Here is a 17,518-nt window from a genome sequence, read left to right on the forward strand (position 1 = left end):
TTCCCTTTTTTAGTCCGTCTGATTTAAAATGCCGCATCGATCGTATGGAGCGTTTGCCGCTGTACAGCTTTACGGAATAAATAAATAGACAAACAGAGCTCGAACATGACGACGACGGAACTAGTGATCCCAGCGATCAGACCATTAAGCCCAGGATTGTAGTCCACTAGAAGGAATAGTATCGTCACTGATAAAATCACATTGCCGAATTTGCTGTAAGCGATTGTCTTATTTACACCATGATACATAGCAAGCCCGTTCAAATAGTCGATCCAGGGATAGACCGCCGATCTAATGATGAGCACACCCAAGATGAGTGTACAGTTACGAAGCAGTTCGCCGTGAATGCCTAGCCCTCTCTCGAGTACTATGTGACCGAGTGGCGACCAGGCAAGAAAAGCGACAAGGGCTGTGGAAATTATCGAGAGCGCAGTCGTCAACGCAAGCACATGTCGCGGCTGCTTTTCATGGAAATTGAGCACAGCTTGATGTAAAAAGCTGGCGAATCCAGCGATCAGGCCCGCTAGATTGGAAGCGACCGCAAAGGCGGCGATCGCCTGAATCGGATCTAGACTATGGTTCATAGCCGCGTTTGTTGCCGGACCGATTACAATAGAAACAATCGATCCATACAGCAGCGGCATGTAAAACGGGAATATATCCGGCTTCCAGCGTCTGATCGGGTGGGAAGTCAGCTTGTCAGGCAACCGTCTTGCAAGCGAATGACCTTCAAAACAAGCAACCGCGCTCTCAATGACCATCCCTGCCAAGAACAACAACGCTCCATATCTGCTATCGTTAGTTAGATTCCAGGAGACCATTGCCCAAGACATAAGGCCCATGACGACTAAGCGAATCAGAATGCCGACAGTCATCCATTTGGTCAATAGATGTTGGATAATAATGCCCTGGTACAAGCTGCGGGCAGCGGAAAACACGTTAACGAACATCAAGATTTGATAAGCGTTGACTGTAGCATCCAACAAGCTGTCTTGCGCCCCGAAAACGTAGTGGAACAAGAGCCTACCAAGCGGCGTCCATGCAATCAGCGCGTTAAACAATGCAATGATCCCAATAATCGTTACGATCATGCGCACCATTTCTCGAAAAGAGTGTTGATCCTTCACGTATTTGGCACTGGTTTGCCGGAGTGGAGCGATTGCCTGTTCCAGGATAAATGACAAACTGAGTGCAATCGCATAACCGCTTATGATCAGATCAGGGTGCGGCGAGCGGGCAAGTACCCCGCTGATGATAACGTGAGTAAGTGAGGCAAGCAATGCTGAGGCGCCCATGGGCAGGTAAAATAAAATCAATCGAAGCAAAAGAGTTCCTCCTGATAGTCGGGTAGATGAGTCATTAAGAGAATTTCATTCAGTAAAGTAATCCGTTTAATGTGGGATTATGACGTTTACAAACGATTATATTTATTATTTTGTGGAATCAAACACATTGTCCCCCAAGAACCAACATGTGTCAAGGTTTATAACGGGAAGTTCCCCAATGACTTATGTTTTCATAAAAAAATACACCCCTTAGAATTCATTGGAATCAATTTACCAATGTTTATCTTAAGGGGTGCATCTCAAATTTTAAGTGAAACGTTGTTTATTCTTACCTTTTTACCAAGCATATGCCTGTGGAGCTGCTCCTCCTGGACCCGGGAAGATTTCATCCAGTTTCTTTAACGTAGATTCATCAAGTTCAATATCAACAACACGCAGTGTATTTTGAAATTGTTCTAACGTACGCGGTCCAATAATCGGTGCTGTCATAGCTGGGTGAACTAGCGTCCATGCCAATGCCACATTCGCTTCACTCTCACCAAGTTCTTTGCTTAAAGTCGAGAAAGCCTCAAGCTGTGCACGAAACTTCTCTACCCTATCAGGGTTACTCGCTCGCTTAGAGCCCTCTATCGGCTTCAAAGCATTGCCGCCTAACAATCCGCCATCTAGCGGGCTCCATGCGATTACACCAATTCCAAGTTCCTCAGCCGCTGGCAGTACCTCAAGTTCAGGCAGCCTGCAGAGCAAGCTGTATTTGTGCTGTTCAGATATAAGACCAATAAGATGACGAGCTTTGGCTTCATATTGCGCTTTCACCAAATCACGACCTGCAAAGTTACTAGAGCCTACATAGCCGATCTTCCCTTGGTACACGGGAACTTGAAAAGCTTCCCACAACTCATCCCAAGATACGTTGCGATCCACATGGTGCATTTGATAAAGCTCAATATGATCCGTTTGTAGGCGGCGCAATGACGCGTCCAAGTGTCGGCGAAGCTTGTAAGCGGAAAGTCCGCCTTCCCGGTTAGGTCCGTCGTTCACGTCATGCATGTCTCCATAGAACTTCGTAGCTAGGATCGTTTTCTCTCTACGTCCGCCGCCCTGTGCGAACCAGCGACCGATAATTTCCTCCGTACGCCCAGCATTCTCTCCCCAACCATAAATATTTGCCGTATCAAAAAAGTTGATTCCAGCATCCAACGCAGCATCCATGATGCGAAAAGCTTCTTTTTCCTCAGTATCTACACCGAAGTTCATGGTTCCAAGGCACAATTTACTGACTTTTAAGCCCGAACGACCTAAGTAACTATATTTCATCTTTATCTCCTCCAGTAGTTTTATAGAGCAAAGCTCGTTTCCAGCGTGAAGTGATATCTACTTTATTCATATCTCCATCATTATCATACCTGAATCTGGGAAGCTTCAGAAGTACGCACTTTTCCTTAACATAGTTGGCTTAGGGTAATCTACTTACCTAAATGTTAGTACTATTTTGGTAAAAAAATTGCTGAAAAAATTAAAAAAAGCCGCGACTAGCGCGACTTTCAAGCTTAAACCTTCTTAACAAATTCGGATTTTAATTTCATTGCTCCGAAATCATCAATTTTGCAATCAATATCATGGTCTCCATCAACCAAACGTATGTTTTTAACTTTTGTACCTATTTTTATGACGGATGAACTTCCTTTTACCTTAAGGTCCTTGATTACTGTAACCGTATCACCGTCGTTTAAGACATTACCATTGGCATCTTTAACAATTTTGTTATCGGTACGATCTTCCGTTTCCAATTCTAATGTCCATTCATGTGCGCATTCTGGGCAAATTAATAGATTCCCATCTTCATATGTATACGCTGAATGACATTTTGGGCAATTTGGCAAATCTAGCATTAATCTCATTTCCCCCATTCGTTATATGCTTATATACTGCCATAGTCATCTCAAATTAACAACCCTTTCACCTTCCCTTGTAACGTACAAATGTACAAACACACTTGCAGCTTTTGCATTTACTGTATAAATAAAGGAAGGAGAAGTGATAGGATGAACGCGAAGCGAATTACATTCTCAACTGGTATTTTGCGGAGACCGAAAAAAACCAAGTTTGCCCTTGTCGATGTCGTTAATTTCAATAAAAAGTGCTCCCGCAGGGTAACAGTACAAGTTTTTGACTGGTCAACAGGTTCACCGATTCCCTTGAAGGTAAGTCCTTGCAACACAAAAAAGTGTACAGTTAAGGTAGGATCTAATAAATCGGTTTTCTTGTTTGCAGACGTGTCCAAGGTAAGGTTTAAATATGAGGTTCGTATTACACAGCCCAATGACCGCAAGTTAGTAACGAATGTAACGGGTGTTACGAATGCACCCTTTACTCCGCAAGAAGGGGATACGGTGCTTCAACGAAGCTTAATAAGAATAAAATAGCATCACTATTTTAGTTGAAATTGTTTCATAGACGAGCAGACCGCGACAGCATCTGCTCTCTTTGTGTTATTTTACTTTCGACTACCTTGCCATGTAAGATTAAGGAAACAACCAAAGAAATGAGATGATTTCAGATGGAGAAAACAGTAAAAGTGTTAGCCATTTCGGGGAGTCTTCGCCAAAAGTCTTCTAATACAGCTCTTATGCACGCTATTATTGGTTTAGCTCAAGAAAATATAGTCTTCACTGTATACAACGGTTTAGGTGATCTACCCCATTTTAACCCCGATCTTGACGTCGATGACGGTCCAGAATCAGTCCATGATCTGCGCACACGACTTAACGAAGCGGATGCCGTTCTTATATGCACACCAGAGTATGGAAATGGAGTACCTGGGGTTTTGAAAAATGCACTGGACTGGTTAGTTTCATCAGGTCAGTTTATGAATAAACCGACAGCGGTAGTCACAGCGTCTCCCACTCCAATGGGCGGTGACAAAGCGCATGATTCTATTCTGCTAACGCTGAACATGATCAATGCCAAAATTGTTGAGGCGGGAACTATGATGATACCTCATATTAACTTAAAACTTAATAAAGAAGGCTTCATTACTGATGCTTTAACCGAGAAATGCTTAAGGTCCCTGCTTGAAAGTCTTGTAGAGGCTTCTTCATAAGTCAGATTCTGTTTTGTTATTATGAAAAATCAAAAGAGCTCCGAGTTCTCGAAGCTCTCTTTCGCCATATTTATTACTTGAACCATCCTTTTTCTTTAAAACGCATAATAGCCTCAATACGATTGCTTACATTGAGTTTATCAAGGATGACAGAAATGTAGTTGCGGACGGTTCCTGTGGTTATATACATTTGATCAGCGATTTCTTTCGTATTTTTACCGTCAGCTATCAAGATCAGTACTTCCTTCTCACGCTCGGTCAATGGATTTTCTTCCCCATATGCGTCATCTACTAACTCTGAGGCATAGATGCGGCGGCCGGCCATAATACTGCGAATCGAAGTAGCGAGTTCCTCACTCGGGCTATCTTTCAACAAATAACCGTTGGCACCTGCCTTCACAGCTCTTTCAAAATAACCGGAACGGGCAAACGTAGTCAGTATCATCACCTTGCAGCCAAATCCCTTAAGTTCCTCTGCCGCGTCTAATCCGCTCTTGACTGGCATCTCAATATCCATGATACAAATATCCGGCTTATGAAGATGAACCAATTTCACAGCATCCTCGCCATTGCTTGCTGTACCAACAACCTGCATATCTTCTTCCAAATCCAGCAAAGAAGCAAGTGCGCCAAGCAGCATTCGCTGGTCCTCGGCAATTACAATTCGAATCATATCCCCGCCTCCCTTTCCGGTGGTTTGAAGACATTCGGCACTTTAATAACGATCGTCGTTCCTTGGTTTGAAACAATTTCCATACATCCGTTCACAAACTCAAGCCGCTCTTTCATGCCGCGCAGACCATTTCCAAGTAAAACAACAGATTCTTTGGCCATGCCGACCCCATTGTCCCCCACCTTGATAACCAAATCGGATTGAGATGGCTCAATGGAGATCGAACAGGTAGATGCGCTGCTATGTTTAATAATATTGGTAATGGCCTCTTTTAAGCACATACTCACCACATTCTCGTTCATTAATGAAGTGTTGGTTAACTGAGGATCCCCTTCCAAAATGAGGTCGATCTCAGCAGCCTTCAAGATCTGCTTAACGCGAAACATCTCATCCTCGAGTCTAGTACCCCGCATGGATGTAACCATTTCTCGCACTTCCTTCAATGCACTTCTAGCCGTCTGCCGAACATCATTGATTTCAATTTGTGCTTGCGTCGGGTTTTTGCTAATTAATTTCCCCGCCAAATCACTCTTTAAGCCAATTAATGAGAGCTTCTGACCCAGTGTATCATGTAAGTCGCGGGCTATTCTTTGGCGTTCTTCCAACTTTACAAGCTCGGAAATTCGTTTATTTGCGTCCTCTAGCTGTCCCTGCAGTTTATCACTTCTGTTTCGGTTGTACGTGGTGACTGGAAGCAGAATGACGCCAATCACGTTAATGATGACAAACGGCAGCTGCGTAATATAGACAGGGTTTTGGGATACAAATCCATAGTTGATCGTTACAATAGTACTGACTAAATGAATGGTGTACAACGTAATAAATCCCGCTCGATTTTGAATATTGCCAATAAAAAAAGCTAAAAAAAGCGAGAAATATACATAACTAAAAAGCAAGGTCATGGTAATTGAAATCAGAATTTGTACACTCGACCAGAAGTACATAAGCCAGCCTTTAGAGACAAAGGAAAGCACGTAGCAGATAAAGAAAACAATAATCATGCTAGTGCCTAATACGATTTGGTAAGTAGCAGAAGAACGAAATATGAAGTAAAAAGGGAGGATGTAAAAGACAACCCATACATAAGGACTAAGACCTGTTTTTTTATGAAAAATCTGATGCCATTTTTGCATGGTCCCTTACCCTCTTTTTCTTCCCTGTTGATTTCATTCTATTTTAACATAAACATGTATGGACTGGATTATTTTCCTTATATGACCGATTTACGTACTTTTAAGTTGTTCCCCAAAGAATCTTGCTTATCTTGGTTAGGGAGCACCTGCTTTTTATTTTTATAACCGACAAACGTTTTGTTCTGCTCGTCCCAAAGACGGAAACGTAACGATTGCAGACTCGTGCTAATAGTAATCGTCGTTGCTTTTTGCAGCGGAGGAGTTGCATTATGCGCCTTCTCCAAGTTATAATTTGGCACTTTCGGACTCAAATGATGCACATGATGAAACCCAATATTTCCGGTTATCCATTGCAAAAGCTTGGGCAGCTTGTAATAAGAGCTTCCATCTACCGCGGCTTTCACATAACTCCACTCATCTTCGTTCTCAAAATAGGAATCCTCAAACTGATGCTGTACATAGAACAGCCAAATCCCCAGCAAGCCGGCTACGAAAACGAGCGGAGCTTGGATCATAACAAACGACTGCCATCCAATTGCCCAGCACATAAATGCATATAAACCGATGATGGAGACATTAGTCAAGTAAGTATTGATTCTTTCCTTACGCTTCGCACCTTTTGTATTAAAACGGTTCGTAAATAGGAATAAAAAGATAGGGCCAAGTCCAAACATAATGAAAGGATTCCGATATAATCGATAGGCAACTTTGCGCAATAATGGAGATGTCTCATACTCATCGACCGTAAGAACCCACATATCACCAGTCCCGCGTTTCTCGAGGTTACTGCTCGTTGCATGATGAATTGAATGACTGTTTTTCCATTGTTGATAAGGAAATAGGGTAAGAATCCCCGTTATCGTACCGATGATTTCGTTAGCTCGACGGCTTTTGAAGAACGATTGGTGACAACAATCATGGAAAATGATAAAAGTCCGTATAACAAACCCGGAAGCAATAAACGTAATCGGCAATGTTATCCAATAAGATACCGATAGGCTTAGATATGCAGCATACCACAGCAGTAATAAAGGTCCTAAGGTGTTGAGCAGCTGTTTAACACTCGCCTTCGTATTTGATTTTTCATAAGGGGCAACCTGTTTTTTTAAATGGGATAACGTAGATTGGGTCATTGTAGAGTTCCTCCTCGGGTATGGTAAGCAGGTCATGTTGTCAACGTAAGTCGCAATATCCTATCTTCATTATAGATATCGCTTTCATTTCGTTGTAGTCATAAACGTCAAGTAGCGAGTATGACAAATGTCATGCCCCAACATCAAAAAAGTGCCGCTACTCCGTAAATTACGAAATAGCAGCACTTTTTCACTTGGATTTGATTCACAATAACATCCTCACTTTAAACGCAGACCCATAGATAGCTTCTCAACGGCCTTCTCAATGCGGGCGCTCCTTGTTTTCACTTTCTTAGCACTTTCAATCCAATCACAGTATTCCTTGCGACTGGAATAAGACATTTGTTCAAAGAAATTACGAGCTATTTCGTTATCGAGTAAAGCAGCAGTCAAGTCATCAGGCACTGTAACTTCTCGATCCTCATCATCTTTTTCCAAACGAATGTTAACTTGATCTCCTGCCTCAGCATTTATCGCTTTGCGAATAACACTATTTACGACGAGAATGTGCCGTGCTCCTCCTTGCGCCATCAGAGAACTGCGAAACTTAACGCCATTAATCTCTCCTTTAACCGGAACCCGTCCTTTGACCCCAAACTTCTCTTCTACAGAGAATGGAAATTCTACATAAGTCCACGTACCTGGAGCGTCTGGTCGATAAAGTTTTGCTTGAAATGTCATCATTTATAGATTCACCTCTTCCATTTATTGAACAATCGTTATGGCGATATGCATAGCTAATTGTTAAAACAAATTAGTCATGGTCCTGATCTACTAATTTGCTCATCAAAAGTCTGACTTTCGAATCGGTATCCGAACCGGGAGAAGGTGTATATACACTGCATCTTAAATCCGTACGACCTTGTACTTGAAGCGTTGTCAAATCGAACAGCATTTTGCCCACTTTGGCATGCCTGAATTCAATGAACACTTCGGGGGCTGAACTCACATCACTTTGGTTCCAAAAAGTTCTAAAATCCTGGCTCTGCTCACTGATCTGCTCGATAAACTCACTGTACCAGTTATCTCCCACATACTGCCCATAATAAGATCGAAACATCGCCAAGAATCCCTTTACAAAATCATGCCAGTTGACAGCCAGAGCTTTTAATTCTTTACGTGTAAAAAGCAGCCATATCATATTTCTTTGCTCTACAGGGATAATTGCAAAATCTAGGAATATAGCCGCAGCTGCTTGATTCCAACCAACAATATTACATCTGCGATCTGAAATAATCGTGGGGCAATCGTGAAGTTCTGTCAGGATTCTGCTTAACGCTGGGCTGATCGTAGGTATATGATCTACAAATGTGGTCGGTGCCGGCTGCTCGAGAGCCAACATGAAGAGATACTGGCGCTCATCCTCATTAAGCTGCAAAGCTAAAGCAATACGGTCCAATACTTGCACGGACATTTTGATATCTCTACCCTGCTCTAACCAGGTATACCAAGTCGTGCTGACACCAGCAATTGACGCCACTTCTTCTCTGCGTAAGCCAGGGGTTCGTCTACGGCTCCCGCCAAGCACTCCAGCATCACTGGGTTGAATTCTAGCACGATGTGTAGTTAAAAATTCGGATAGAGCCTGTAACCGTTCCTTTGTATTCACGCCATAATCCTCCTACGCATTTATCATAGAAGCTATTATACCAGTATAAACCGTAACTTGTAATAGGATAAAGAGTGTGACAATCTAATGGAAAGTAAACCATTAGGAGGAATAACAAATGAAACGTGTAGTTGTGACAGGAATGGGCGTCATTACACCCATTGGAAATCAGGTGGATACGTTCTGGGGGAATCTTACGGATGGTAGATCAGGTATTACCAAAATAGATCATATGGATGTAACAGCTTATAAAACCAATTTTGCTGGTGTTGTTCGAAATTTTGATGCAGAAGCAGCTGTTGGTCGGCGAGATGTACGTCGAATGGACCGATACTGCCAATTTGCAGTTGCCGCGGCCAAGCAGGCACTTGATGATGCAGCATTAGTCATTGATTCCACAAATGAGGAACGTATTGGTGTCTATATTGGCTCTGGAATTGGCGGTATCCAAACGATTCTGGACAATTATCGGACGTTACTAACCCGCGGACCTAGCCGCGTGAGTCCAACCGTTGTACCTATGATGATCGCCAACATGGCGGCGGCACAGGTCAGTATCCTGTTCGGAGCCAAAGGCCCCTCACTAGCTCCAGTGACCGCTTGCGCCACGGGCAATAATGCCATTGGCGAAGCTTTCAAGCTTATCCAGCGCGGAGGCGCAGACGCCGTCATTGCCGGCGGCGCCGAAGCGACGGTCACCGACCTCGCGCTGGCGGGCTTCGGCAATGCGACGTCGTTGTCGACGCGCTGTGATGCGCCGGAGCAGGCCAGCCGCCCGTTCGACGCGGAGCGGGACGGCTTCGTCGCCGCCGAAGGCGCCGGCGTACTCGTGTTGGAGTCGCTCGAGCACGCTGAGCGTCGGGGGGCGCGGATCCATGCCGAGCTCGTCGGCTATGGATCGACTTCGGACGCCTACCACATCGTGGCCCCCGATCCTGAAGGCTCGGGGGCTTACCGAGCCATGCGCGAAGCGGTCGCCGACGCCGGCATCGCCGCGGCGGAGATCGACACGATCAACGCTCACGCGACGAGCACGATCGCTGGCGATCTTTCAGAGACACTCGCCATCAAGCGGCTGCTGGGTCACGGTGCGTATGACGTGCCGATCAGCGCAAACAAGTCCATGCTCGGCCATATGCTTGGCGCAGCTGGCGGTGTAGAAGCAGTTGCACTGATCAAAACCTTACAGGACGGCCTCATCCCTCCGACTATTAATCTGGAACATCCAGATCCTCAATGTGATCTTGATTACGTTCCACTCGTTGCAAGACGGGCTGAACTTCAATATGGCCTGTCCAGTTCATTTGGATTTGGCGGGCATAATGCCGTCCTCATTTTCAAAAAACATGAATAAGTAATCCCTTCCTTCTACTCTCATACTAAATAAACCTAATCCGTTCAGCATAACGAAACGGATTAGGTTTATTCCTTGAGTGATTCAGGAAGTCTAGTGCCAGAACCATTTCTCATAAATATAGTAGGTGCAAAATGAAATGAAAGCGAGGGCTATACTGAGCCACCCTGTAAGAAGGGCACCTTTTTTTTCTTTGATCATACCAGTCTTCACATAGATTCTAACATCGAAACATAAAATGAGGATCCCAGAAATTAGTAACAACAAAACCGTGTAATAGTTAAAGGTAATCATTGTCGAACCCCTTCTCACCCGAGCCGCGGTCGTAAAACTCGTAGTATGGAACCAAGCTTTAACGGATTATTTGGTTTTCGTACCAATTCGTCGAATATTTATACGTAGACTTACGTCAACGGACATTTCACGATACATTTCTTCCCATTTCTGCTTCGTTTTAATTTCCCTATTCCAATAGGAAGGATGGAAAGCACGTACGTCTTCCCCGAAACCGAAAATGTCGCAACCGTCCTTTTGGGTCTGGTGAATTAGTTTTTCAAACCCTATTTTCCCGTCCTTTTCTATGGATTGCTCTAATTTTTTAATCGTTTCCTTCGTTAACCTCAAATTTTCATCCGATTTTTCCCGTAAATCTCCTTCGATTTGACTCACAACTTTGGCATGAATTTTACCGTTTATGATCTCCGTAGTAATTTTCGCTTTACGATGCGTAGATTGAAACATGACAGATGTTTCTGAACCGGGTATCTGTGAGATGACGCTGTATCCTCCAGGATTGATTTGCTTCATTGCCATAAAGTGACCAATTTGAAGTGGCGTAGTGATTCCCTCCATTTTATCACCTCTAAAATAAGCCAATCCGGCGATTTCAATGTTAGATTCCTTCTTCAAATCCAGATACGGGAGAGACCCTTCCTGTCCTTTAGCTGAACTAGCACTATAGAAAACGCCTAGGAAATTATTTGGAAGTTTCCCCATTTCCTTGGCACGATCTAAAGTGGCCACTAAGTATAAAGTGGGAACACGTTCCAATTGGGGAGTGGCTCTCATAATATCTGAAGCTCTCCCTTTGGACACAACCATCCAAACGGTTCTTCTTACCTGAGGCTGACGACGGAAGAAATCTTTCTCATTTTCGATCCCCCTTCTTGCCATCGCTTCAGATACCACGATTACACGCAAATGACCGAAAAACAAACGATCTGCCAATTGCTGCTGCAGATTCATCAAAGAATCATTGATGGTACTCCCAACGCTGCTCAGCACCCAGACTGGGTTCTGCCCGGCTGGAACGCCTCCCATACCTCCCGTCCCCAAGGGAATACGTCCCGGAACGGCAATTTGTACGGTGATACGTATTAAACCTTTATGTAACTTAGGATTTTTAAGAATTTGTGTGGCATTGCTGCTTTCGTTCGCTTCTTGCGGTTTGGCCTCATCAATGGCAATGGCTAAAATAACGGCTCGATCTTCGATTTCTAAACGATCCCAGCATCCGGTAAGCATTGGTAAAAGTAATAGAAAAACAAGAACACGGCTAATCTGTTTTCGCCACACGCTGATCACCCCGACTCCCCTTCTTTTTCTTGCGAATGAGGGCTACGATCAATAGAACCAAAGGATAGAAGACCGTGATGACCAGTCCCCAACGACCAACAATTTGAATAATGCCATACATCTGAAGCAGGTTTTGCGGAAACATGGCAATGACATAGATGAAAGGAATGAGAAAAAATGAGAAAAGCTTGTGGTCGCGCAAATGTAACAGTTGGCTTAGAAAGTGAATGGCCAAATAATAGGTCGACAACAATGTCGTAAATACCGCTGTGACCCAAACGGCGAGAAAAGCGCCATCCAACCTTTCCAGGATGTTGGCGGGCAGTGATGTGGTTTTGGCTAATTCCAAGGTAGGCCAAACTAAATTTTTAATTTCCTCAGCTCCAAATACACCAACGGTAGCAACTACAATGAGTAAGTAGAGCCCCCCCGAAATCAACATGCCGACTAAGCTTGCCAACATCGCTCTATCCGGCTTACGCATGGCAGGAATTACGATGGTCATGATGAAAGATCCTTGAAACAAGGCAGCCATGGTAAGGATTCCTTTGGACATGCCGCTCGGTTCATTCCCCCATATTGGCAATAAATTGACCACTTGTGCATTTTTCAGCGATAGAACGACGATCAATACAAGCGGGAATACAATAACCGGGAAATAAAAATGATGGAAATAGGTAAAGGTTGTCATATCAGCACGTGAGGAAACCGCTGCTAACAACAGCATCACAATAACAGTGACTTCCAGCGGAGTTTTCGTTAAAACGGAAGTCACTACGACTTCACCGAATTCGCGCGAAGCCAGTGCTGTAAGTACGGAAAAGAAAACGATAATTAAGACGCTGAAAACCCGAGCCGTCCATTTACCGATCAGATCTTCACTGTATTCAATAATCGTTTGAGTGGGAAAGCGCATGCCGAGTGCGGTAACTAGCCAAAGCCCCAGAGAACCGATTAAGATACCTATAAAGGTTACGAGCGGCGCCCCCGAATCGGCAGCTCTAACAGCAAAAAGCGAGAGTGCTAATACACCAACACCAATAATCGTGCTAATTAGAATTATCGCTGCTTGAATCATTGTTACTTGACGAGGATACTCCATCTTCTATGTCCCTCCTTGTATTGCCTACTTTCAATGGATCTAAGGTATTGCTTGGCGGTTGCTTCATTTGCTTCGTTTTCAATCCCAGACGGTTATCATTCGGCGTATGCAAGAGTGCCGGTCTCTTTGGCATGGACCAGAGTGGCAGCCGAGCCAATGTATCCTTCATCCCTTGGAAATTTCCTGGTACAATCGGACTCAAGTAAGGTACCCCGAACGATTTTAATGAGAGCATATGGTTGGCGATCAGGATAAGCCCGATCATCACGCCGTACAAGCCAAACATGCCGGCCAAAATCACAAGCGGAAAGCGCAGCATCCTTAATGCCAACGCCGCGTTGTACGCCGGTGTGGCAAAAGAACCGATCGTTGTTAAGGCGATGATTACGACCGTAATGGGACTGATGAATCCAGCTGCAACCGCTGCTTGTCCAACAACTAGCACACCAACAATCGATAGCGCTCCCCCAACCTGCTGGGGCAGCCGTAGAGTCGCTTCCCTCAGCACCTCCATGGAAACCTCCATGACCAGAACTTCAATTAGAGATGGAAAAGGCACTCCGGCTCTCCCGCCCGCAACGGCTACAGCAAACTCTGTTGGTATGAGCTCCGGATTAAAAGAAATCAGAGCTACATATAACGAAGGGAAAATCAAGGAAAAAACAAGAGCTACCAGCCGCGCTAACCGAATGAAGCTGACCAGTAGAAATCGTTCCGAGTAATCTTCGACCGTTTGGTAAAACTGACTGAATACGGTCGGCAATATGAGGGCAAAGGGGGAACCGTCGACCAACAGAATAACCCTGCCTTCCAGAAGATTGGCGACAGCTTTATCCGGGCGTTCCGTGTTTTGAATCTGCGGGAAAGGAGATAGATGATTGTCCTCGATAAACTGTTCCAAGTATCCCACATCAAGAATCCCATCAATATCAATCAAGTCTAAACGTCTGAACACCTCTTCAACAAGTTGGGGATTAACAATCCCATCCAAGTAACAGATAGCTACTTTAGATTTGGTTACACGCCCTATTCGAAGCGTTTTTACCCGTAGATCCGGTGTCGGGAGGCGGTAACGAAGCAAAGAAAGGTTCGTACCCAACATTTCGATGAAACCTTCTCGTGCTCCGCGGATGACCTGCTCCGTTTCAGGTTGCGTGATCGAGCGCTTATCTACATTTCGTGTACTGAATAACAGCGCATCCTCCATCCCGTCCACTACAAGAACCGTTTCTCCTTGTACAACGGCTTGGATAACCTCAGATAACTTTTTTTCTGTTCTCCCTTCACAGGCATATAATGTATCTCGAAATAATACCTCCTTTAAGGGCCGGCTTTCCTTCGCTTTCCCCTGCTTGTTAGTCGACGATAACATCAGCGGTTTTAAAATGTGCTCATTCAAATACTGCTTCTCAATTAAGTCGGAGAAATACAAAAGCACAGCCGGGTACTGATCAAATATACGAAACCGGTGCATAACAAAATCGTCGTTTTCACCAAGTATTTTATCAACGAATGAAATCGTCTCTTCGAGAAATGGAGTGATTTTCCCTTCTTCATTTTCCTCCAAAATCTGATGAACAGGCGGCTCCTTCGGCGGAATCATGCGAGGTTGCTGGCTCTGAGCTACTTTTATAGACCTTCGTTTATACCATTGCCACATAGCCACGCTAACACCCCCTCCTGAAAACAGTCCCAAGATGTTCTATTCTTCCTGATTCCCTTTCATTTCCTTCTCCGTATTTTTATCCATTTTCCCAATAATATACATGAGAATAGGTAATCCGTACGGAAGAGCCTTTCCTACCGTGACTCCAAAGAGGAAGTTTCCACAGATACATCGAATAACTGTATGGTAAATTATTTTCGAATTGGCGAGGGGGCCATTATGCTTTATATAAAAGATGTTTTACTGCAATTACTGTTCGCCCTAACTCCCTTTGTTCTATATAACATCTACTACCGTGATAAAACCGCAAACTATTCAAAACGGTTTATCAACATTACGTGTATGATCTGCCTATTTATGTCTATGACCTTTCATTCTAGCGTTCAGAACGGAATCATTTTTGACATCCGTTACGTGATCATGTTTTTCGGAATGGTGTACGGCAGCATGACTACGGGACTTATTTTGCTTGTTGAGTTTGTCTTGTACCGAGTACTAATTGGCGGACAAGGACTGCTTTCAGCGATGACTATTCTTGTCATTACATTCAACTTATCAGTCCTGTTAGCCATCTTATATCGCCGACGCTCCGAGTACCGAAACCTAATAACTTTCCTAGCTGGGTTAAGCTTTTCCGTTATACCAATTTGTGTCATGCTGGTAACCGAGCATAAATATGTAGTCGAGCACCTGACCTTTAATATCCTAGCTATGCCCGTACAAAATTCCTTGGGTATTTGGTTATTGATTTCGCTTTTCAATAAGGCTGTTTCGGACAAGCAGCTATTTCAGAAATATCTTCAAAACGAAAAAGTTGAAACCATCGCTCACGTCGCCGCCTCCCTTGCCCATGAAGTGCGCAATCCGCTTACAGCCGTAATTGGATTCCTGAAATTAATTCGTAATGATTCTCTCTCAAAAGAAAAGATCCACTATTATATTGATATTTGTGTTGAAGAAATGAAGCGGACAGAAGTCATTCTATCCGAATATCTATCTATTGCTAAACCTAATAATCCAATTTATGAACAAATAGATCTTGTGCCTCAGTTGAATTCCGTTATAGATATCATGACACCTTACGCAAACATGAATAACGTCGCATTAGAGGTTCACAATCAGGGAGAAGAACTTTATATATCTGCGAATCCAAATGAAATCAAACAACTACTCATTAATTTTATAAAAAATGCCATTGAGGCTTGCTCGTATATCTCAAGAGGTAAAGTCATCATTCGTATGGCCCCCGAATCCCAACTTTACGCAAAGATAACCATTCATGATAATGGGGTTGGCATGAGCAGCGAGCAGCTTGAGCGGCTTGGAACCATTTATTTTTCAACAAAAAGCAAAGGGACAGGATTAGGACTAACCTCCTCCTATCAATTAATCCGTTCGATGAATGGTGCTGTAAATGTTCGAAGTACATTAGGAAAAGGAACAGAATTCGTTATCTCGTTACCATTGATCAACTGACTATTTTCTTTATTAGTTTCAAAAGTTTGAGATAAAAAAGAAGAGGCTGTCTCAAAAGTAACATGATAGATGTGTGGGACAGATCCAATTGTTTAAAAGTGTGAATATTTGAATGAAAAGGAGCTAAGCGCTTGTATGTGCTTAGCTCCTTTGTTTTTGGCGTCCACTGTCCCAAACTAACATAGCCGTTGTTTTGTCGTAAAGCCTACCTATCAGACATCTTCGGCGATTTTTTGGACAGCCATTTTTGCTGCAATGATGTATTTCATCGTTAGATTCAAGTTGAGGTCGCATTCCGATTGCTGCAACGGTGTTTTACATCGTTAGGGGCGAGATTGGGCGAACTACGGTTCATAAAAGGTTGATGGAACGATGTTTTACATTGTTGCAAGGTAGCTCAATTATCATTTTAATGCTGTAACGATACTTTTCATCATTGCGTAACAGGCCGGTAAACTCTGCGTGTACTGCCTATCTCCCCGCCATCTTCGACTACTTTTTTGGACAGCCAACACTTAATAAAGGGGCAGTCCAAAAAAGTAGATTTTATCCACTTTGGTGACAGCCCCTGCATTCCACTTTATGGCTTCCTTTACTCAATCAACTAGTCAAAAGAACGATGAGATGGCCAAGACCCCTGCAGCTTGCGAATGAACATGATCTGTCCCGTGTGATAAGCATCATGCATGATGAGGCTATTCACCCAACGGCCAACGGGCAGAGTTCGATTGGGGAAAATGTGCTCGAATTCTTCCTCTTCCCAATTTGAGATCCGATCACGAATCCCCTGATGAACGGATTTCAAGCGGTCCAAGGTTTCTTGCCAATCCTTAGTCGTCATTGACATCACGGCAAAAGTATCATCATTGGTTAGTTCCGCAGGATAATCGGATTCTTCACCTGTCATTCTTTTCAATAATCGTTCTTTATAAAAAATCAGATGATGGACATTTTCCCAGATCGTGTTGACATGTTTTCCCTCTGGCCGCCAATTGGCTTGCTCTGCAGTTAACTCCTTAAGCGCATCAGTTAATGGCGGATACCAGTCTTCCTTCTCATAACAGCTATCCCATCCGTGAAGTAACAACTCGACTTTATTCATTGCATATCCTCCTTAAATCGCACATTTATAAGTACCAAAATAAGATTAACGAGATACAGTTTTAATGTACCATGGAATATTTTGGAGGTCACCACATTTTAAAAAGCCTTAACCGGCAAGCGGTCAAGGCTTCTTGTTATTTTTGCCCGGAATCAAAAGGCTCGTCCGTTATTTTGACCTTCCCCTCTGCAAGCTGGTGTATACCGTCACTCGTCCCCGCTGCATACACATCCGAAATTTGTTCTTGCGTAAGTGAGCTGCCTTCTAATTTTTTGTCGCGTGAATTCTTATCATTTTCCACTGCAT

18 protein-coding genes are annotated in these 17,518 nt (G+C 43.7%); 4 read left to right on the plus strand and 14 right to left on the minus strand.

Annotation, left to right across the window (positions count from 1 at the left end):
• Nucleotides 1-23: 23 nt before the first annotated feature.
• The 3 genes from AC58U0_RS23835 to AC58U0_RS23845 all read right to left on the minus strand — a co-directional run bounded on the left by AC58U0_RS23835 (nucleotide 24) and on the right by AC58U0_RS23845 (nucleotide 3,178).
• A complete protein-coding gene (locus AC58U0_RS23835) occupies nucleotides 24-1,325 on the minus strand; it encodes a hypothetical protein (protein WP_497381432.1) in 1,302 nt (433 codons plus the stop codon).
• A 297-nt stretch (nucleotides 1,326-1,622) separates the two neighbouring features.
• Nucleotides 1,623-2,603 carry an aldo/keto reductase gene (locus tag AC58U0_RS23840; protein WP_497381433.1) on the minus strand — a complete coding sequence of 327 codons (981 nt, stop codon included), beginning with the start codon at nucleotides 2,601-2,603 and terminating at the stop codon, nucleotides 1,623-1,625.
• Between the two features lie 233 nt (nucleotides 2,604-2,836).
• Nucleotides 2,837-3,178, minus strand: coding sequence for a zinc ribbon domain-containing protein YjdM (locus AC58U0_RS23845; RefSeq protein WP_497381434.1), 342 nt, complete (start codon nucleotides 3,176-3,178; stop codon nucleotides 2,837-2,839).
• Nucleotides 3,179-3,331: 153 nt separating this feature from the next.
• On the opposite strand from AC58U0_RS23845, the gene AC58U0_RS23850 reads away from it, so the two are divergent.
• Both AC58U0_RS23850 and AC58U0_RS23855 read left to right on the plus strand, forming a co-directional pair.
• The gene (locus tag AC58U0_RS23850; protein ID WP_497381435.1) at nucleotides 3,332-3,712 is read left to right on the plus strand and encodes a hypothetical protein; all 381 of its coding nucleotides are present in this window, start codon (nucleotides 3,332-3,334) and stop codon (nucleotides 3,710-3,712) included.
• A 134-nt stretch (nucleotides 3,713-3,846) separates the two neighbouring features.
• Nucleotides 3,847-4,389, plus strand: a complete 543-nt coding sequence (locus AC58U0_RS23855; protein WP_497381436.1) for an NADPH-dependent FMN reductase — start codon at nucleotides 3,847-3,849, stop codon at nucleotides 4,387-4,389.
• Between the two features lie 73 nt (nucleotides 4,390-4,462).
• Here the strand turns inward: AC58U0_RS23855 and AC58U0_RS23860 are convergent, their stop codons facing one another.
• The 5 genes from AC58U0_RS23860 to AC58U0_RS23880 all read right to left on the minus strand — a co-directional run bounded on the left by AC58U0_RS23860 (nucleotide 4,463) and on the right by AC58U0_RS23880 (nucleotide 8,937).
• Nucleotides 4,463-5,062, minus strand: a complete 600-nt coding sequence (locus AC58U0_RS23860) for a response regulator (protein ID WP_497381437.1) — start codon at nucleotides 5,060-5,062, stop codon at nucleotides 4,463-4,465.
• Nucleotides 5,059-6,195 (minus strand): sensor histidine kinase, encoded by a 1,137-nt coding sequence (locus AC58U0_RS23865; protein ID WP_497381438.1) that lies wholly within the window; start codon nucleotides 6,193-6,195, stop codon nucleotides 5,059-5,061. The genes AC58U0_RS23860 and AC58U0_RS23865 overlap by 4 nt, the downstream gene beginning before the upstream one ends.
• Nucleotides 6,196-6,272: 77 nt before the next feature.
• Complete coding sequence (desA, locus tag AC58U0_RS23870; protein ID WP_497381439.1) at nucleotides 6,273-7,328, minus strand: Delta(5) desaturase DesA; 1,056 nt, start codon at nucleotides 7,326-7,328, stop codon at nucleotides 6,273-6,275.
• A 219-nt stretch (nucleotides 7,329-7,547) separates the two neighbouring features.
• On the minus strand, nucleotides 7,548-8,012 hold the full coding sequence (locus AC58U0_RS23875; protein ID WP_497381440.1) for a YdeI/OmpD-associated family protein: 465 nt from the start codon (nucleotides 8,010-8,012) through the stop codon (nucleotides 7,548-7,550).
• Between the two features lie 70 nt (nucleotides 8,013-8,082).
• Nucleotides 8,083-8,937 carry a helix-turn-helix transcriptional regulator gene (locus tag AC58U0_RS23880; protein ID WP_497381441.1) on the minus strand — a complete coding sequence of 285 codons (855 nt, stop codon included), beginning with the start codon at nucleotides 8,935-8,937 and terminating at the stop codon, nucleotides 8,083-8,085.
• A 118-nt stretch (nucleotides 8,938-9,055) separates the two neighbouring features.
• Between AC58U0_RS23880 and fabF the strand changes: the two genes are divergently transcribed.
• Nucleotides 9,056-10,291, plus strand: a complete 1,236-nt coding sequence (gene fabF, locus AC58U0_RS23885; protein ID WP_497381442.1) for a beta-ketoacyl-ACP synthase II — start codon at nucleotides 9,056-9,058, stop codon at nucleotides 10,289-10,291.
• Between the two features lie 93 nt (nucleotides 10,292-10,384).
• Here the strand turns inward: fabF and AC58U0_RS23890 are convergent, their stop codons facing one another.
• The 4 genes from AC58U0_RS23890 to AC58U0_RS23905 all read right to left on the minus strand — a co-directional run bounded on the left by AC58U0_RS23890 (nucleotide 10,385) and on the right by AC58U0_RS23905 (nucleotide 14,571).
• Nucleotides 10,385-10,585: a CLC_0170 family protein gene (locus tag AC58U0_RS23890; protein ID WP_497381443.1), complete on the minus strand. Its 201-nt coding sequence runs from the start codon at nucleotides 10,583-10,585 to the stop codon at nucleotides 10,385-10,387.
• Between the two features lie 66 nt (nucleotides 10,586-10,651).
• Nucleotides 10,652-11,875, minus strand: a complete 1,224-nt coding sequence (locus tag AC58U0_RS23895; protein WP_497381444.1) for a Ger(x)C family spore germination protein — start codon at nucleotides 11,873-11,875, stop codon at nucleotides 10,652-10,654.
• Nucleotides 11,847-12,968, minus strand: coding sequence for a GerAB/ArcD/ProY family transporter (locus tag AC58U0_RS23900; protein WP_497381445.1), 1,122 nt, complete (start codon nucleotides 12,966-12,968; stop codon nucleotides 11,847-11,849). Before AC58U0_RS23900 ends, AC58U0_RS23895 begins: the two co-directional genes overlap by 29 nt.
• Nucleotides 12,916-14,571 (minus strand): spore germination protein, encoded by a 1,656-nt coding sequence (locus AC58U0_RS23905; protein ID WP_497381511.1) that lies wholly within the window; start codon nucleotides 14,569-14,571, stop codon nucleotides 12,916-12,918. Before AC58U0_RS23905 ends, AC58U0_RS23900 begins: the two co-directional genes overlap by 53 nt.
• Before the next feature lie 282 nt (nucleotides 14,572-14,853).
• Between AC58U0_RS23905 and AC58U0_RS23910 the strand changes: the two genes are divergently transcribed.
• Nucleotides 14,854-16,110, plus strand: a complete 1,257-nt coding sequence (locus AC58U0_RS23910) for an ATP-binding protein (RefSeq protein WP_497381446.1) — start codon at nucleotides 14,854-14,856, stop codon at nucleotides 16,108-16,110.
• A gap of 604 nt (nucleotides 16,111-16,714) precedes the next feature.
• Here the strand turns inward: AC58U0_RS23910 and AC58U0_RS23915 are convergent.
• Nucleotides 16,715-17,212: a DinB family protein gene (locus tag AC58U0_RS23915; protein ID WP_497381447.1), complete on the minus strand. Its 498-nt coding sequence runs from the start codon at nucleotides 17,210-17,212 to the stop codon at nucleotides 16,715-16,717.
• Nucleotides 17,213-17,348: 136 nt separating this feature from the next.
• Entirely contained in the window at nucleotides 17,349-17,513 is a 165-nt protein-coding gene (locus AC58U0_RS23920) for a YozQ family protein (protein WP_497381448.1), read from the minus strand.
• Nucleotides 17,514-17,518 lie beyond the last annotated feature (5 nt).

This window comes from Paenibacillus sp. J31P190, from assembly GCF_059692075.1.

Coding starts and splice junctions, on each gene's coding strand:
- AC58U0_RS23840 (WP_497381433.1), bottom strand. CDS start 2,603: ATGAAATATAGTTACTTAGGTCGTTCGGGCTTAAAAGTCAGTAAATTG.
- AC58U0_RS23845 (WP_497381434.1), bottom strand. CDS start 3,178: ATGCTAGATTTGCCAAATTGCCCAAAATGTCATTCAGCGTATACATAT.
- AC58U0_RS23850 (WP_497381435.1), top strand. CDS start 3,332: ATGAACGCGAAGCGAATTACATTCTCAACTGGTATTTTGCGGAGACCG.
- AC58U0_RS23855 (WP_497381436.1), top strand. CDS start 3,847: ATGGAGAAAACAGTAAAAGTGTTAGCCATTTCGGGGAGTCTTCGCCAA.
- AC58U0_RS23860 (WP_497381437.1), bottom strand. CDS start 5,062: ATGATTCGAATTGTAATTGCCGAGGACCAGCGAATGCTGCTTGGCGCA.
- AC58U0_RS23865 (WP_497381438.1), bottom strand. CDS start 6,195: ATGCAAAAATGGCATCAGATTTTTCATAAAAAAACAGGTCTTAGTCCT.
- desA (WP_497381439.1), bottom strand. CDS start 7,328: ATGACCCAATCTACGTTATCCCATTTAAAAAAACAGGTTGCCCCTTAT.
- AC58U0_RS23875 (WP_497381440.1), bottom strand. CDS start 8,012: ATGATGACATTTCAAGCAAAACTTTATCGACCAGACGCTCCAGGTACG.
- fabF (WP_497381442.1), top strand. CDS start 9,056: ATGAAACGTGTAGTTGTGACAGGAATGGGCGTCATTACACCCATTGGA.
- AC58U0_RS23890 (WP_497381443.1), bottom strand. CDS start 10,585: ATGATTACCTTTAACTATTACACGGTTTTGTTGTTACTAATTTCTGGG.
- AC58U0_RS23900 (WP_497381445.1), bottom strand. CDS start 12,968: ATGGAGTATCCTCGTCAAGTAACAATGATTCAAGCAGCGATAATTCTA.
- AC58U0_RS23905 (WP_497381511.1), bottom strand. CDS start 14,571: ATGATTCCGCCGAAGGAGCCGCCTGTTCATCAGATTTTGGAGGAAAAT.
- AC58U0_RS23910 (WP_497381446.1), top strand. CDS start 14,854: ATGCTTTATATAAAAGATGTTTTACTGCAATTACTGTTCGCCCTAACT.
- AC58U0_RS23915 (WP_497381447.1), bottom strand. CDS start 17,212: ATGAATAAAGTCGAGTTGTTACTTCACGGATGGGATAGCTGTTATGAG.